The 16,340-nt window shown below is 71.6% G+C and carries 8 protein-coding genes, 1 tRNA gene and 1 pseudogene; 6 read left to right on the plus strand and 4 right to left on the minus strand.

Annotated elements, in window-relative coordinates:
- Nucleotides 1-151, plus strand: a pseudogene (locus tag ASG40_RS22065) (polysaccharide biosynthesis/export family protein); the annotation flags it as partial.
- Between the two features lie 127 nt (nt 152-278).
- Here ASG40_RS22065 and ASG40_RS06480 read toward each other — a convergent pair.
- The 4 genes from ASG40_RS06480 to ASG40_RS06495 all read right to left on the minus strand — a co-directional run bounded on the left by ASG40_RS06480 (nt 279) and on the right by ASG40_RS06495 (nt 12,887).
- Nucleotides 279-1,658, minus strand: a complete 1,380-nt coding sequence (locus ASG40_RS06480) for an aminotransferase class I/II-fold pyridoxal phosphate-dependent enzyme (RefSeq protein WP_055882698.1) — start codon at nt 1,656-1,658, stop codon at nt 279-281.
- Nucleotides 1,655-9,067, minus strand: a complete 7,413-nt coding sequence (locus tag ASG40_RS06485) for a type I polyketide synthase (protein WP_156387600.1) — start codon at nt 9,065-9,067, stop codon at nt 1,655-1,657. The genes ASG40_RS06480 and ASG40_RS06485 overlap by 4 nt, the downstream gene beginning before the upstream one ends.
- A 584-nt stretch (nt 9,068-9,651) precedes the next feature.
- A complete protein-coding gene (locus ASG40_RS06490; protein WP_082523941.1) occupies nt 9,652-11,760 on the minus strand; it encodes a glycosyltransferase family 2 protein in 2,109 nt (702 codons plus the stop codon).
- A 77-nt stretch (nt 11,761-11,837) separates the two neighbouring features.
- The gene (locus ASG40_RS06495; RefSeq protein WP_055882705.1) at nt 11,838-12,887 is read right to left on the minus strand and encodes a hypothetical protein; all 1,050 of its coding nucleotides are present in this window, start codon (nt 12,885-12,887) and stop codon (nt 11,838-11,840) included.
- 288 nt (nt 12,888-13,175) lie between these two features.
- On the opposite strand from ASG40_RS06495, the gene ASG40_RS06500 reads away from it, so the two are divergent.
- The 5 genes from ASG40_RS06500 (at nt 13,176) to ASG40_RS21610 (ending at nt 16,290) form a co-directional block, all read left to right on the plus strand.
- Nucleotides 13,176-13,250 (plus strand) — tRNA-Val (locus tag ASG40_RS06500).
- A gap of 215 nt (nt 13,251-13,465) precedes the next feature.
- Nucleotides 13,466-14,767 (plus strand): arsenic transporter, encoded by a 1,302-nt coding sequence (locus tag ASG40_RS06505; RefSeq protein ID WP_082523937.1) that lies wholly within the window; start codon nt 13,466-13,468, stop codon nt 14,765-14,767.
- 117 nt (nt 14,768-14,884) lie between these two features.
- On the plus strand, nt 14,885-15,187 hold the full coding sequence (locus ASG40_RS06510; protein ID WP_055882706.1) for a hypothetical protein: 303 nt from the start codon (nt 14,885-14,887) through the stop codon (nt 15,185-15,187).
- Nucleotides 15,188-15,314: 127 nt separating this feature from the next.
- Entirely contained in the window at nt 15,315-15,689 is a 375-nt protein-coding gene (locus tag ASG40_RS06515) for a hypothetical protein (protein WP_055882708.1), read from the plus strand.
- A gap of 100 nt (nt 15,690-15,789) precedes the next feature.
- Complete coding sequence (locus ASG40_RS21610) at nt 15,790-16,290, plus strand: DUF2934 domain-containing protein (RefSeq protein WP_055882710.1); 501 nt, start codon at nt 15,790-15,792, stop codon at nt 16,288-16,290.
- Nucleotides 16,291-16,340 lie beyond the last annotated feature (50 nt).

The raw sequence follows: 16,340 nt of genomic DNA on the forward strand, positions 1-16,340 counted from the left end.
GTTCCTCACCCAGGCCTTCCGCATGAGAAACCGCGACCTCATCTACGTCTCCAACGCACCCTTCTCCGAGGTCCAGAAGGTCCTCTCCGTGTTCTCCACCGTCGCGAGCCCGCTGACGGCCGGCGCGGCGGTCTATTCGGGCGTGCGCTGAGAAAGTTGGGCCCCCAACGAAAAAGGCTCCCGGAGACCGGGAGCCTTTGATCGGCGAGGCCAGGCGTTGGGCCTGTGCGTCATACCATTTCCGGCTGATCACTTCGTGATGCGGACATGGGCTTCGCTCAGGCGCCGCCGCGCTTGGCCATCAGACGTTCGATCAGCGATCCGCCCTTCTCCATGTCGGCGAGTTCCTCGGCCACCGCCGTCACCGTCTCGCGGATCTGTTCGGGCGTGTGGTCGGAGGTCATGAAGAACCGCAGCCGCGAAGCCCGCTCCGGCACCGCCGGATGGATGATCGGCTGCACGTTGATGCCGCGCTTGAACAGGCGGTCCGACAGGGTGACGGACTTCAGGGAATCGCCGACGATCACCGGGATCACCGCGAGCCCGAGGCTCGTGCCGGTATCGAGGCCGTGCTTCTTGGCGCAGGCGAGGAAGAGCTGGCCGTTCTGGCGCAGCCGCTCCACCCGCTCGGGCTCGGCATGCATCAGGCCCAGGGCGGCTTCCGCGGCGGCGGCGAGCGGCGGCGACATGCCGACGCTGTAGATGAAGCCGCCGGCCGTGCACTTCAGGTACTCGATCAGGGCGGCCGGGCCGGCGACGTAGCCGCCGCAGGCCGAGAGCGTCTTCGAGAGCGTGCCCATCCAGATGTCGACGGAGCGCGAATCGACGCCGCAATGCTCGGCCAGCCCGATGCCGGTCCGCCCGAGCACGCCGAGGCCGTGGGCGTCGTCGACCATCAGCCAGGCGTTGAAGCGCTCCTTGAGGGCGACGAGGGCGGCCAGGTCCGGCGCGTCGCCGTCCATGCTGTAGAGGCCCTCCACCACGATCAGGGCGCGGCGGTGCTCGTGCCGGGTGGCGCCGAGCAGGGTCTCGAGGGAATCGAGGTCGTTGTGCGCGAAGGAGCGGCGCTGCGCGCCCGAGAGCTTGGCCCCGGTGACGACGCTGTTGTGGATGAGCGCATCGTGGAAGATGACGTCGCCCGGCTCCATCAGGGCGCCGATGGTCGTGACGTTGGTGGCATGCCCGCTCACCATCACGACGCAGGCGTCGGTCTCGTAATGCTCGGCCAGGGCCCGCTCCAGGGAGAGGTGCCCGGGGCGCTCGCCGGCCACGATCCGGCTCGCCGAGGACGACGTGCCGAACTCGTCGAGCGCCTTGCGGGCGGCCTCGTTGATGTCGGGGTGCCCGTTGAGGCCGAGGTAGTCGTAGGACGAGAAGTTGATGAAGGTCCGCCCGTCGATGCGCGTGGTCGCGCCGGCACGGGTGTCGTGGACCCGGAAGAACGGGTTGCCGAGCCCGATCAGGTTGGCGGCCGAGCGCTGGAGCTTGAGCTCGCGGTAGCCCGGCAGCGATTCGAAGCGCTGGACCGCCGCATCGCCGGAGCCGGCCTCGTTGGCCTTGGCCGCCGGGCGGACCGCGTTGGCGGTGCGCCCGAGCCGATTGGTCACGAAGCCCGCCAGAGCCGCACGACCGCCGTCCGGTCTCGCCGTGTCGGTCATATCAGGATCTCCTTGATGTCGAGGCTGTTCTCTTCCACCAGCGCATGGAAGGGCTGGAGGCTGCGCACGTCGACCCCTTCGCTGGCATGGCGCTGGGCGAGGCTCATGACGGCGGCGGCCGCATCGTCCACCGGGGCGGAGACCGACTGGATCAGCGTCTCGGTCAGCTCCGTGACCGTGAGGCCCGACGAGATGCCGGAGGGCGGCGCCTCGAGGGCGAACCGTTCCTGCAGGCTCGCCCCGAGTTCGACGCCCATCAGGGAGTCGAGGCCGATTTCGGAGAGCTGGCGCACCCGGCTGATGTCGTCCTTGGGCAGGCGCAGGATGCGGGCGATGTCCTCGACGATGGCGTCGGCCACCGTCTTGCGCACCGTGTCGAGATCCTGCGTCTTGAGCAGGGCGCCGATGTGGATCGCGGTGACGGTGCCCGCGTCCATCTGCTGGTCGGAGCCGAGTTCGGCGTAGCTCGGCGAGCGCATGGTCGCCAGGCGCTCGCGGGCCTTGCCCCAGTGCATCGAGGCGATGGCGATCACCGCGTCGTCGGACTCGCGGCCCTGGTTCTCCAGCGCCTCGGCCATCAGGTCGAGGCAGCGGCGGGCGTCCATCGGCGTGACGCCGACACGACCGGCAAGGGTCTCCATCACGGCGCGGTTGCGGGCGAGCACGCCGACGTCGCCGATGGCGCCCCAGGCGACGGCCAGGGCCGGCAGGCCGAGGCGGCGGCGCTGGCGCGCGAGGCCTTCGAGGAAGCCGTTGGCGGCGACATAGGCGCCCTGTCCCGGGTTGCCGATGAAGGTCGTGGCCGACGAGAACAGCACGAAGTAGTCGAGGTCGCGCCCGCGGGTCACCGCGTCGAGATGCTCGGCACCCACCACCTTCGGACGCAGGACCGCGTCGAGGGCGGGAGCGTCGATGTTGGCGATCAGGCCGTCCTGCAGCACCATGGCGCCGTGGATGACGCCGGCGAGCCGGCCGCCGTCCGCCTCGATGCCGGCCACCAGGTCCTCCACGGCGGCACGATCGGTGATGTCGCAGGCGCGCGCCTCGACGGTGACGCCCTTGGCCTGCAGCGCGGCCACGGCGGCCTTGGCCTCGTCGCTCGCCGCGCCGTTGCGGCCGACCAGGAGGAGGCGGCGGGCGCCGCGGTCGGCGAGCCAATGCGCCGCTTCGATGCCGAAGCCGCCCAGACCGCCGGTGAGGAGGTGCACGCCCTCGGCCGAGACCGTGAACGGTGTCGTGCGCGCCACCATCACGCTGCCGGCCTTGGGCGGCGCGATGACGATCTTCCCCACGTGTCCCGACTGCTGCATCAGGCGGAAGGCGTCCGAGACCTCGTCGGCCGTGAAGGGCTGGTAGGGCAGGGGCTTGAGGCCGCCTTCCTTGAACAGCGCCATCACCTCGCGGAAGAGGCGGGCTCCGTCCTCGCCCTGGTGCTGGAGCACCTGGTCGAGGTCGACGCCGAAGTAGGAGAGGTTCCGGCGGAACGGGCGCAGGCCGATGTGGGTGTTGGCGACGTAGTCGCGCTTGCCCAGTTCGATGAAGCGGCCGAACGGCTTGAGGACGTTGAGGCTGCGCTCCATCGCCTCGCCGAACAGGCTGTTGAGGACCACGCCGACGCCGTCGCCGGTGATGCGGCGGACCTCGTCGACGAAGGCGAGCGAACGCGAGTCGAGCACGTGCTCGGCGCCCAGCGCCTTGACCAGGGCGCGCTTCTCCCGCGAGCCGGCGGTGGCGATGACGCGCGCGCCCTTCAGCTTGGCGATCTGCAGCGCGGCGAGGCCGACGCCGCCGGCGCCGCCGTGGACCAGCACCCACTCGCCCCGCCGCAGGCGGGCGCAGGTGACGAGGCTGTAATAGGCCGTGAGGAAGGCCACCGGCACGGTGGCGGCGGCCTGCGCGTCGAGGCCGGGCGGGCTCGGGGCCACCACGAGTTCGGGGGCGACGATATGGGTCGAGAACCCCGATTGCGCGAAGGCGACCACCGGGTCACCGGGCTTGAACGCCTTGACGCCCGGACCGATCGAGACGACCCGGCCGGCGACCTCGAGGCCCAGGCGCGGACCGGCGAACCCGTCCTCCAGGATCTCCTCGGGCAGCATCGAGAGCGCCCAGAGCACGTCGCGGAAGTTGAGGCCGGTGGCCTCCACCGCAATCTCGACCTCGCCGAGGCCGGGGGCGCGGCGCTCGGCCGGCCCCCAGGCCATCTCGTTGAGGCCGCCGGTGTTGCTGCGCTCCAGCCGCGCGGCCGGGGAGGGCACCGCGTCGGCGCCGGGCCGCCGCGCGGCCTGCCCGGGGGTGAAGCGGATGACGCGGGTGCGGTCGTCGTCGAGGACGATCTCGGTCTCGGGGGTGCCCGACAGGATGAGGTCGCGCAGGCGCTCTGCCGAGCGCTTCGACGAACTCTCCGCGGAGAGGTCGACCCGGCGCACGTCGAGGTTGGCGACCTCGTTGGCCAGCGTGCGGGTGAAGGCCCAGACGCCGGTCTCGACGGCGCTGCCCTCGATCGTCCCGTCGCGGGTGGCGCCGGGGCAGATCACCCACAGGCGGGTCTGGCGCGAGCCGAGATGCTCGACGCAGCGCTTGAGGCTGAGACAGCGGTCGCGTAGGCGGTCGGAGGCCTCGCCCTCGCGCCCGAAGGCACCGGCGAGGAACACCACGGTATCGGGGGTCTCGCGCTCGAGTTCGAGCAGGGACTGCTCGGAATCGAGGATGATCGAGACGTGGACGCCGCTGGCGACGAGCAGGGTCGCCAGGGAGGAGGCGGTCTCGGCCGCGAAGGCGTCGTGCGAGCCGATGACGAAGGCGAAGCTCTGGCCCGCGGCCGGGCGCTGCCGGGGCGGCGCCTCGGCCAGGAGCAGGAGGTCGTCGCCGTTGGCCGAGACCGCCCGGTCGACGGCCACGCGCACCAGCCCGGTGTCGCTCAAGGAGCGCTGCCAGCCGGTGATGTCGTCGAGGCGTCCCACCGGCATGTCGGTGTCGGACTGGAACCAGCCCGGCGTCAGGCCGAAGACGAGGTCGCGGAACAGCGAGGCGGCCGGCTCCACGGCCAGGAGCACGCCGCCGGTGGCCAGCGTCTCGGCGAGCCGGTTGAGGAGGCCGCGGTCGCCCCGGTGGAGGACGTCGCTGGCCAGCATCAGGTCGAAGCCGGCCATCGCCAGTTCGGCGGGATCCTCGACGACGGTGACACCGCGCGGCAGGGCGAGGCGGGCACGCTCGGCGAGGCGCCGGTCGGCCTCGAACACGGTGAGCTGCGCCTCGATCCCGTCGGCGAAGGCGGCGACCTGGGCCGAGAGCGGCCCGAACCCGACCTGGAGGAGGCGCAGGGCGCGATCGCGCGGCAGGTGGTCGCGGCAGGCGGTGACGATGCCGGCGATCACGTCGGCCGAGGCGCGGGCGGTGGCGCTGCGCAGGACGAACGCATCGAGGGCGTTCTGCGACAGGGTCGGCACGGTATCGAGTTCGTTGGCCAGGAGCCGGCCGACCACGGCGCCGATGTCCGCGACCAGGACCAGTTCGGCCGAGAGCTCGGGATGATCGGACGCGATCCAGCGCATGATCTCGTCGGGCGCGGGCAGCGACACGTCCTTGCGCAGGGTCCAGCGCCCGTTGTCGAGGGTGGCCAGATCGCTGCTCTCCAGGGCGAACAGCGCGTTGTGGACCCACGGACGCATGGCCTCGGGTACGCGCTCGTCCACCGCCACGGCGCCCGCGCGCTGCAGGCCTTCGGCCAGACGATAGGCGAGGGAGGTGGCCCAGCCTTCGAGGAGGAGGTGGCCGGGCGCCAGGGGCGATTCGGCGGCGGCACGGGCGGCCTTGGCCTGAGGCCGCAGGATCTCGGCGATGCCGGGCAGGCGCGAGGCGGCGATGGCCGTCGGCTCGGTGGCGAGTTCGGGGCGCTGGGCGATCGCGAAGGCGGCCAGATCGTTGCCGCCCTTGGCCCGCAGGGCCTGGAACCGGCCTTCGCGGATGGTGGCGACGACCTCGCCCTCGGCGTCGACCAGGGTGAAGTCGGCCAGGATGCTGCGCTCGTTGCAGCGCCGGGTGTTGATCATCGCACGGGCGATCACCGCGCCGGGCTTCACGAGCCGGATCTCGCCGAACCGCACCGGCACGTAGGCCTTGTTGGAATCCTCGCCGAGGAGATCGGCGAACAGCAGGATCAACCCGTGGAAACAGGCGTCGAGCCGGGAGGGCACCAGGGCGAAGCGCGGGTCGGCCTCGGCCGGCACCAGCTCCGAGACGATGGTGGTCTCGTCGATGCGTGCACTCAGGGCGACCTGCCGGAAGCTCGGGCCGAAGCCGAGGCCCGACGCCGCCGCCCGGCGGTAGAGCTCGGCGCCCGACACCGCATGGTCGGCCGGGACATGGATGTCGACCCGCTTCGGCACCGCATAGGCGCCGTCGACGATCTTGGCCGAGGCATGAAGCTGCCACGGGGACGCGGTCAGGCGCGGACGGCTGAGGATCTGGATCTGGTTGCCGCTGCCCGAGAGGCGGACCGTGACCTCGCGCAGGGAGTCCTCGCCGAACACCATCGGCGACTGGATCTCGAGCTCGGCCAGCACCACGGCGTCGCTGCGGGTCGCCTCGCGGGCGACGCTGAGGGCCATCTCGACGAAGGCGGCGCCGGGCAGGATGGCCTGCCCCTCGATGCGGTGGTCGTCGAGTTCGGGCACGGTGGCGACGTCGACGTGGCCGTGCCAGTCGAGGCCGTCGGGCGCGACCCGCGAGCCGGCCAGGGGATGGAACTGGCGCGCGGTGAGGCCGCCGACGCCCTCGGTGGTCTCGGCGAGCCGGAAGCTGCGACGCTGCCAGGGGTAGAGCGGCAGCGCGACGTCGCCGGCCGGGTTCTCGCCGAACACCGACGCCTCGTCGACGGCAGCGCCCTGGACGAGGGCCAGCGCCATGGCGCGGGCGATCGGATCGCCGCCGGCCGGCTTGCGGTTCATGACGCCGACGGTGGCGATCTCGATGCCGAGCGGCTCGACGGCGTCGCCGATGTGCGAGAGCAGCGCGGCGCGCGGGCCGACTTCCACGAAGATGCGCGCACCCCGGCGGGTCGCCTCCTGCACCGCCTCGCAGAAGCGGACCGGCTCGCGGATGTTGCGCCACCAGTAGCCGGCGCCGAACTGGTTGCCGGCCAGGATCGTGCCGGTGACCGTCGAGACCATGGCGGTGGTGCCCGCGCGGGTCTTGAGGCTGGCCAGATCGCGCAGCAGCGGCTTCTCGGTCGGGTTCATCAACCGGCCGTGGAAGGGATATTCGAGGTCGAGCTTGCGCCCGCGGCGGCGCTTGCGCGCCAGCGCCTTCATGGCCGCGTCGATGGCGGCCACCGGGCCGGCGACGGTGACGGCCTTGGGGCTGTTGTAGGCGGCGATGTCGAGGGTCGGGTAGTCCTTGAGGAAGACTTCGATCTCCTCCACCGGCGCCAGCAGCACCGCCATGGTGCCGAGCCCCCGCGTCGTCTCCTGGTGCAGGCTGCGGTAGAAGATGACCCGCACGGCCTGTTCGAGGCTCAGGATCCCGGCGGCCTCGGCCGCGGCGATCTCGCCGACGCTGTGGCCGAGCACGTAGCTCGGATTCAGGCCCGAGGCCCGCAGGGCGGTGGTGGAGGCGCTGGAGATCGCGAAGATCAGGGGCTGGGAGACGCGGGTCTGGACGAGGCGCTCCTCCAGATCCTCGGCGAACAAGGCCTCCTTGAGCGACCAGCCCGAGAACGCGACGAAGAGCACGTCGATGCGGTCGAAGGCGGCGCGGAAGACCGGGTTCTCGGCGTAGGCCTCGCGGCCCATCCCGGCCCACTGGCTGCCGTTGCCGGAATAGACGAAGGCGACCTCGGCCGAGCGGTCCACGGCGGTGCCGACCACGGCCGCCTCGTGCTCCTCGCCCTCGGCGATGCCGCGCAGGGCGCCGACCACGTTGGCCCGCAGCGGCACGGCGACACGGGCGGACAGGCGCTCGCGGCGATGGGCGGCGCCGGCCGCGACCCGGTCGATCTCGGCCGGCTCGGCCCCATCGAGGCGCTCGGCGTAGTCGAGGGCGAGCTCGTTGAGGGCGGCCCGGCTCTGGGCCGACAGCAGCAGGATCTCCGGGGCCCGCGTCTCGCCCGCCGTCGCCGCCACCGGGGCGGCGTCGGTGAGGATCACGTGGGCGTTGGTGCCGCCGAAGCCGAAGGAGTTGACGCCCGCGAACCGCTCGGCGCCGTTGCGCGGCAGGGCCAGGGGCTTGGTCGCCACCGTCAGGTTGAGGTCGTCGAAGGCGATGTCGGGGTTGAGGGCATCGGCGTGGAGCGAAGCCGGCAGCAGGTCGTGCTCGAGGGCGAGGCTGGCCTTGAGCAGGCCGGCGAGGCCCGAGACCGGCTCGGTGTGGCCGATGTTGCTCTTGATCGAGCCGATCGGCAGCGGCGCCTGGCGCGGGCGGCCGAGCCGGCCGCCGATGGCGCCGGCCTCGATCGGATCGCCGACCTGGGTCCCGGTGCCGTGGGCCTCGACGAAGACGAGCCGGTCGAGATCGACCTCCGCGTCGCGGTAGACCGCCTCCAGCAGCTCGCCCTGGGCGTAGCCGGAGGGCAGGGAGATGCCGGTGGTGCGCCCGTCGGAATTGACGCCGCTGGCCGCGATGACGCCGCGCACGGTATTACCGTCGCGGGCGGCCGCCTTGGCCGAGCGCAGCACGAGGACGACGCCGCCCTCGGACCGGACGTAGCCGTCGGCCTGGGCCGAGAACGCGCTGCACAACCCGCGGCGCGAGAGCATCTGGGCGTTGGAGAAGCAGATGAAGTTGAACGGGCTCGCGAGCAGGTTGACGCCGGCCACGACCGCCGTGTCGATCCGCCCGCTGGCGATGGCCGCCACGGCGGCATCGAGCGCCACGAGGGAGGACGAGCAGGCGGTATCGACCGTGAAGCTCGGGCCCTTGAGGTCGTAGATGTAGGAGATACGGTTCGACAGGATCGAGAGCGTGTTGCCGGTGGCGGCATAGGCGTCGCCCGACGCGGTATCGAGGACGCGCAGGTTGCCGTAGTCGAGGGAGGAGGCACCGACGAAGACGCCGATCCCGCTGCCGGCCACGCCCGAGGGACGCAGGCCCGCATCCTCGAGGGCTTCCCAGGTGAGTTCGAGCAGGAGCCGCTGCTGCGGGTCCATCTGCTCGGCCTCGCGCGGCGAGATGCCGAACACCGCCGGATCGAACGACCAGATGTCGTCGAGGACGCCCGCGGCCCAGGTGTAGCTCTTGCCGCGCTCCTGGGCACGCGGGTGCCCGAAGCGGTCGAGGACCCAGCGATCGTCCGGAATGCGGCTGACGGCGCAGCGGGCTTCGGAGAGGAGCTGCCAGAGGCCGTCCACGCTCGGAGCACCGGGCAGGCGGCACGACCGGCCGATGATCGCTATGTCTGTACGTTGTGTCACGTTCGGTTCGCACACGCTCTTGAACGGGGAACAAAGCCGACCGCCCCCCAAGGTGGCGATCACCGTCACCCTTAGTATGCACTCACGACGCTGTCCAACCCGGGTCCGAATAGCCAAGCCCATTCGGTGGATGAAACGAAAGACCTGTGGCACGTATTCATCAATGGTACCCCCGGGGGATTGCAGGATCGACAGCGCCGATCTTCACTGTAATTTCAGGTTTCGACCTCACCGAAACCTAACAACGGCCATAATCCTCCGACCCGGTCGGGTTCCGCGACCGTCGCGCCGCCGTCGTCCACAGGCGGATGGGCGATGTCAGCCGTCGAGCCGCAGTCGAGGCATCGACGAGGACATGGATGCGGCGGCCTCATTGGCGCGATGACACGGCGGCCCTGGCACTGGCCGGACGGCGGCATCCCGAACAGGGCGGGGATATCGCGCAACTCTGCCCGAAGCCGCCGCTGTAGTGTCGATGCAGGACGAACGATCGGTCCGAGCCTGGCGAGATCGCGATGCCCGGTGCCCCCGCGAATGCCGGAGCGAGCGTGTTGCGACGCAACGCCGCCGCTCCGAGGGGCCGTTCAGAGGCGAAAATGCGCCGAGACCCGCGACAGATTGGGATTATAGAACGGGTCCGACCGTAACTGAGGCTCCCAGCGGTCGTGCATCACGCGGATCTCTGCCTCGAACCGCGCCCGCTTCTCGGGCGTGTCCTCGGGTCCGCGGCTCTTCGACTCGTGGTGCATGAGCCGGGCGTGCGGGGTCCACACGATGCGGTAGCCCGCCTGCCTGACCCGCAGGCACAGATCGACGTCGTTGAAGGCGACGGCGAGATGCTCGGCGTCGAACCCCCCCACCTGCGCGAACACGCCGGCCCGCATGGCGAGGCAGGCCCCGGTGACGCCGGACACCTCCTGCGACAGGGTCATGCGCGCGAAGTAGCCGGGGTCGTCGCCATCGAGCCCGAGGTGGCTGTGGCCGGCGACCCCGCCGATGCCGAGCACGATGCCGCCGTGCTGCAGGGTGCCGTCCGGATAGAGGAGCTTGGCGCCGACCGCCCCGACCTCGGGATCGACGGCGATGGAGACGAGTTCGCGCAGCCAGCCCTCCTCGACGACCTCGATGTCGTTGTTGAGGAACAGCAGCACGCTGCCCCGCGCCGCGGCCGCGCCGCGGTTGGAGAGATCCGAGAAGTTGAAGCCCCCCGGCACGCGCACGATCCGCACCCGCGGCTCGTTCGCGTAGCGCGCGAACAGGTCGCGGGTCGCCGGTTCGCGGCTGTCGTTGTCGACGACCACCACCTCGAGCGGGCCGTAGGCTGTGCGCTCGAGCAGGCCGTCGAGGGCGACCGCGAGCAGTTCCGCGCGGTCCCGCGTCGGCACGATCACCGAGACGAGGGGGCTCGGCTGCGGCACCGGCCGGACGAGCCGGTTGAAGCCGTAGGGGCCGCGCTCGGCCCGCCCGCCCGAGGGCTCCACCACCTCCGCCAGCGCCCGCAGGCGTGCGGCCTCGGCCCGGGCCAGGGCCCTGTCCGAAAAGGTGCCCGAGCCGCCCGCCGCCCGCCAGTGGTAGAGGACCTTGGGGATGTGCCGCACCCGGGCGGGGTCGAGCCCGGCCGACAGCCGCAGCAGCAGGTCGTGATCCTGACTCCCTTCGAAGCCCGGCCGAAGTCCGCCCACCGCCAGCAGCGTCTCGCGGCGCACCACGGTGAGGTGGTTGATGTAGTTCTGCCCGTAGAGCAGTTCGCGGTTGTAGTCCGACTTGAAATGCGGCTCGAACCGGCGGCCGCGTCCGTCGATCTTGTCCTCGTCGCTGTAGACGAGGTCGAGGGCCGGATCGGCCCGCAGGGCCGCGGCGACCTGATAGAGGGCGGTCTCGGCCAGGACGTCGTCGTGGTCGAGGAAGGCGACGTGGCTGCCCTCGGCCATGGCGATGGCGTCGTTGGTCGCCCGCGCGATGTGGCCGTTCTCGTCGCGCCGAAGGACCCGGATGCGAGGGTCGCGCGCGGCGTGGCGGGCGATCAGGCGCGGGATCGCCGGGTCGGTGGAGGCGTCGTCCACGAGGCAGAGCTGCCAGTGCGGATAGATCTGCCGGCGCACCGAGCGCAGGGCCGCGGCCAGGACGCGGGGTGCCGGATCGTAGACCGGCATGACCACGGACAGGAGCGGCGGATCCCGCCATTCCGCGATCTCCCGGCGCAGCCGCCGCCGGTCGGCCTCGTGGAGCGTGTCGAAGCGGCGGATCCATTCGCGATAGGCGGTCTCGCCGCGGTGGCCGAGGGCGCGGGCGAGGAAGCCGCGGGCCCGCACCTTGAGACCGAGGCAGCGCCAGTAGAGCGCCTTCGACGTCAGGGTGGGCTGGCGCAGGAAGGCCTGGAGCAGGAGCGAGGGGCGCCGGCGACGGCGGATCGACAGGTCCGAGACCGAGACCGGCTGGTCGCGCGAGAGCGGCGTCAGGCGCAGGCCGAGCAGGGCGCCGGGCAGGCGTCCGGTCCAGCCGAAGCTGTCGTTGCCCTGGGCCGTCTCGGGCAGGTTCTGGACGACGCTGCCGTCGGGCCCCGAAGAGACGGCATCGAGCAGGAAGCGCCCGACGCCGCCGCTGCCGGCGTCGCGCAGGCGGATCGTCACCCAGGTCCCGGCGAGGCGGCGACCGGCGAGGTCGAGCCAGAAGGTCTGCCCGTCGCGGCTCATGGACAGGGCTTCGCGCCGCCCGACGCCGCGGGACAACCGCACCGAGGGCGGCGACCGGACCACGACCGGACCGTTCGTCACGAGTCGGTCCAGCCCTTGGAGACGGCGTTGAGGACCGCGTCCGACATGGCGATGTCGAAGACCAGCATGTCTTCGGCGAGCTTGACCGCCCTCAGGCGCTCGGCGAGGGCGCGCGCCGCATCGGGGATCGGTGCCGGCGTCGGCACGGGCTCCAGGATGCCGAGGCGGTCGTAGAGGGTGGTCATGAACGCCTTGAAGAAGCGGCGGTGCCCGACGATGCCGACGCGGGACAGAACCTCGATGGCGACGATGGAATTGCCCGGATGGACGCGGTCGTCGGGCAGCTTGGTCCCGCAAAGCCGGGTGAGGGGGTTGAAGAGCAGGTGGTAGGCCGGCTCGGGCAGCATCCTGAACAGCCGCTTGAGGCTCTTGGCGTCGTCGAGGGCGTGCCCCGCCACGTATTCGGCCGCCTCGGCGACGCTGCCCAGGCGCCAGCGCTGCCTCGGGTCGGCGGCGACGACGGCGCGGTCCTGCAGCCAGAGGAGGCGGGTGGCCATCTCGATGAAGGGATCGTGGACGAGGAGGGTCGTCAGCGTGTCGTCGCCCTGCAGGAAGCCCTCGTAGCGCGGCAGGATGATCGCGCCCGACTGGAACGAGGAGGTCATCCAGGGGCTCTCGAACAGGACCCGGGCCACCTCCTCCGAAAACCGGCCGACGCCGAAGTAGCTCTGCTGGAAGTGGTCGAACAGCGCCGTCTCGATCACCGTCTCGGGGTGGATGCTCGTGTTGACGAGGACGACCTTCTTGCGGACGACGTTCGGGTGGGGCGCCCGGCGATAGACGAGGACGTTGGTCTCGACGTCGTAGATCTCGACGCGCCGCGCCTGCGCCAGGCCGGGGAACTCGGCCTCCTCCACGACGAAGACGCACTGCCCGGTGGCATGCCAGCCGGCCGCCCGGATGGCGTCGTCCGTCACCCGGGTCGGGATCTCCGCCACGCGCTCGCCCTCGATGACGACGGCGATGCGACCGATCGCGGTCGGGTTGTCGGGAACGACCCAGCCGCGGACGGCATGGCCGAGATCATGATCGACGTAGAACCGCATTCCTCAGCCGCTGACCCATCGCATCACCCGCCTCGTGGGCATCGCATCACGCCCGGCCATCGATCCCCCGTCGTGCGCAGGGGATCGTGCGCAGGGGCTCGTGCCGCTCCCGCGAGCCCATAGCGCACTTTCGCGCAGGATGCAGCGAGGCACCCGCCAGGGGAGGCGGCCGGCCTTCGCTCGGACGACCGCCGCCGATTATCTTGCCATCCCCGGCCAGCTTGAGCTTGCAACGCCATCGGGCAGAAGCTATAGGCCGCACCTCGCCGGGGCGGATCGCTCCGGTGCGGGCGCGTAGCTCAGCGGGAGAGCACTACCTTGACATGGTAGGGGTCACAGGTTCGATCCCTGTCGCGCCCACCATTCCCCTCCTCGGGAATGGCCGAAGACAACGGGGTCCCTCGACGGGGCCCTTTTTTCTTGTCCGGTTTCCGTCGCACGCGACCGCGCCGGCCCTTCGGACCGCGCAGGCCTCGCACGGCAGGATTGCAGCGGCGGCGGACCTCGCTAGATAGGCTCCCCGGACGATCGACCCGACGCCGCCCGGCCATCCCCTCTCGTCGAAGGCATCCCCGCGGATGGGCGCATCTGGCCTCGCCTCCCACATCCTGGTCTCGACCGTGCCGGGCGCGCATCTGGCGACCTGGGGCATCGCCGCCCTGGCCACCCTCGGCATCATCCTGCGCCCGTTCGCGTGGCCGGAGGCGGTGTGGGCGGTGCTGGGAGCCGCCGCCCTCGTCGCCCTCGGCCTGATCGCCCCGGCCTCGGCCTGGGCCGGCGTCCTCAAGGGCACCGACGTCTACCTGTTTCTCGTCGGGATGATGATGCTGTCCGAGATCGCCCGGAAGGAAGGGCTGTTCGACTGGCTCGCCGGCATCGCGGTGCGGCAGGCCAGGGGCTCGGCGACGCGCCTGTTCACCCTCGTCTACCTCGTCGGCGTCGTGGTGACGGTGTTCCTCTCGAACGACGCCTGCGCCGTGGTGCTGACGCCGGCCGTGTTCGCCGCGACCCAGGCGGCCAGGGTCGAGAACCCGCTGCCCTACCTGCTGATCTGCGCCTTCATCGCCAATGCGGCGAGCTTCGTGCTGCCGATCTCCAACCCGGCCAACCTCGTCGTCTACGCGGCCCACATGCCGCCGCTGAGCGAGTGGCTCGCCCGCTTCGCGCTGCCCTCGCTGCTGGCGGTGGCGGCCACCTACGTCGTCCTGCGCCTGACCCAGCGCCGCGTGCTGGCCGCGCAGACGGTGGCCACCGACGTGGCGGCCGCGCCCCTGTCGGGGACCGGCAAGCTCGCCGGCCTCGGCATCGTCGCCACGGCCGGCGTCCTCATCGCGGCCTCGGCCTACGGGCGCGACCTCGGCCCGCCGACCTTCGTGGCCGGCCTCGCCACCACGCTCCTCGTCCTGGCGATCCGGCGCGGCGGCCTCGTGGCGGTGGCCAAGGACGTCTCCTGGAGCGTGCTGCCGCTGGTCGCCGGGCTGTTCGTGCTGGTGGAAGCCCTCGCACGGACCGGCGTCCTCGGGATGCTGTCGGACGCGCTCAAGGGAGCCGCCGCCACCGCGCCCGCCGAGGCCGCCTGGGGGGCCGGCGTCCTGGTGGCGCTCGTGAGCAACGCCGTCAACAACCTGCCCGCCGGCCTGATCGCCGGGGCCGCGGTCCAGGCTTCGGACGTCTCCGAACGGGTGGCGGGCGCGATCCTCATCGGCATCGACATCGGCCCGAACCTCTCGGTGACCGGCTCGCTGGCGACCATCCTCTGGCTGACGGCGATCCGTCGAGAGGGCCTGGACGTGGGCGCATGGAGCTTCCTCAAGCTCGGTATCCTGGTCATGCCGCCGGCCCTGCTCCTGGCGCTGGGCGGGCTGCTCCTCGTTCCCTGAACGCCCGATCCCCGCGCGCCGACCCAGCGGATCGGCGCGCGACAGTTCATGGTGCGTTAACCCTGGCGCGACGATCGTCAGGCGGCGGACCGGTCGGCCGGACATGCGGAGGGAACCATGCGGCCCGTTCTCTTCGCCCTCGTCCTGGCGATGCCCCAGGCGGCCTCCGCCGAGGAGCCCCTCGTCCTGCGCATCCGTCCGCACAGCGAGGCGCCCGAGGGCATCGGCAGCGGACGCGGCGAGGCCGACGAGGCCGCGCGCCGCGCCTTCCAGGCGCGGGAGGCGATCTGGGAGCGCAGCAATGCCAGGGCCCGCATCGTCATCGCCTCCATCTGCCGGGGCTGCCTCAAGGACCTCCCGCCCGCCGTTCCGGACCGGAGCGCGGCGCAGCCACAGCCCCGGACCAGCCCGCCCCCGTAGGCCGGGTCGCCTTGCGACATGCGTGCCCTGGCCATCGGCCGCGGCTCCATGCGATCCACCGCGCATCGCGCGCCGGGAATCGTCCCCCTCGCGCCCAGACATCGTCCCACGCCCTCGAGGTGACCCCATGACCCAATCGCACCCCACCAGCGGCCCCGTGGCCGATCCGGACTGCCCGGTGCCCCTGGACCTCCTCGGCTCGGTCTACCGGGCCGATCCGGAGGACCTGCCCGAGATCCTGGCGGCGATCCCCGCCACGACCCGGGCGAAGCTCGCGGTCTACCTCTACGGCAAGAGCCACATGCACCAGCTCGGCCTGACCGTGGCGCGCGCCTGCGAGCGCGAGGACCTGGTGCGGGTGGCCGGCGAGATCGGCTCGGTGGTGCACGGCCAGTCGCAGCTCAAGCCGGCCCGCGCCCCGACGCCGAGCCCCGCCGCCGCGCCGGTTCCCAAGAAGATCAGCCTCGGCGGTTCCTCCGCGAAGGGCCGCAGCTTCGATTGAGCGGCAGTCCTTTGAGCGGTGGTCCTTCGGGAACCGGATTTAAGCGTTCGTTAACCAGCCGCTTCCATCGTTCCGAAGGGTTCCGGACAGGAGAGCGGACATGACAGCCTTGGATCAGCGGGTGCGTGAGCGCGCCTACCACATCTGGGAGAACGAAGGCCGGGTCTTCGGACGGGCCGAGGACCATTGGCTGCGCGCGGAGGCCGAATTCGGCGCCCGCGTCGCGACGGTCGAGTCGCACCTCCTCGTGGTGCAGCCCTCGGTGCCGGCCACCAGTGCGGCGCCGAGCCCGGCCAAGACCCTGAAGGTCCGCCCCGCGCGGGGCGAGGGCGTCGGCGCCAAGGCCGTGACCGCCATCGAGGCGGCAGCGAAGTCCAAGACCGACAAGAAGGCGAAGACCGACGACAAGGCCACCAAGAAGGTCGCCAAGGCGAAGACCGATTCGGCCAAGGCCTCCGCCACCAAGGCCTCCGCTGCCAAGGCCTCCGCTGCCAAGTCTGCGGTCGCCAAGTCCGCGGTTGCGAAGTCTGCGGTTGCGAAGTCTGCGGTCGCGAAAAGCACGTCGCAGCGCTCCGCTCCCGCGAGCGCCGCGCTGCACTGATCGCCGCGATCTCGGATCGATGGCGACGGACCGCCCGCCTTCCACCCGGA

Source organism: Methylobacterium sp. Leaf399 (genome assembly GCF_001424525.1).
Lineage (GTDB): Bacteria > Pseudomonadota > Alphaproteobacteria > Rhizobiales > Beijerinckiaceae > Methylobacterium.

Bases quoted from the DNA above. Each gene is read 5' to 3' on its own strand.
- ASG40_RS21610 (WP_055882710.1), top strand. From the start codon at position 15,790: ATGACAGCCTTGGATCAGCGGGTGCGTGAGCGCGCCTACCACATCTGG.
- ASG40_RS06515 (WP_055882708.1), top strand. From the start codon at position 15,315: ATGACCCAATCGCACCCCACCAGCGGCCCCGTGGCCGATCCGGACTGC.
- ASG40_RS06480 (WP_055882698.1), bottom strand. From the start codon at position 1,658: ATGACCGACACGGCGAGACCGGACGGCGGTCGTGCGGCTCTGGCGGGC.
- ASG40_RS06490 (WP_082523941.1), bottom strand. From the start codon at position 11,760: ATGAGCCGCGACGGGCAGACCTTCTGGCTCGACCTCGCCGGTCGCCGC.
- ASG40_RS06505 (WP_082523937.1), top strand. From the start codon at position 13,466: ATGGGCGCATCTGGCCTCGCCTCCCACATCCTGGTCTCGACCGTGCCG.
- ASG40_RS06495 (WP_055882705.1), bottom strand. From the start codon at position 12,887: ATGCGGTTCTACGTCGATCATGATCTCGGCCATGCCGTCCGCGGCTGG.
- ASG40_RS06510 (WP_055882706.1), top strand. From the start codon at position 14,885: ATGCGGCCCGTTCTCTTCGCCCTCGTCCTGGCGATGCCCCAGGCGGCC.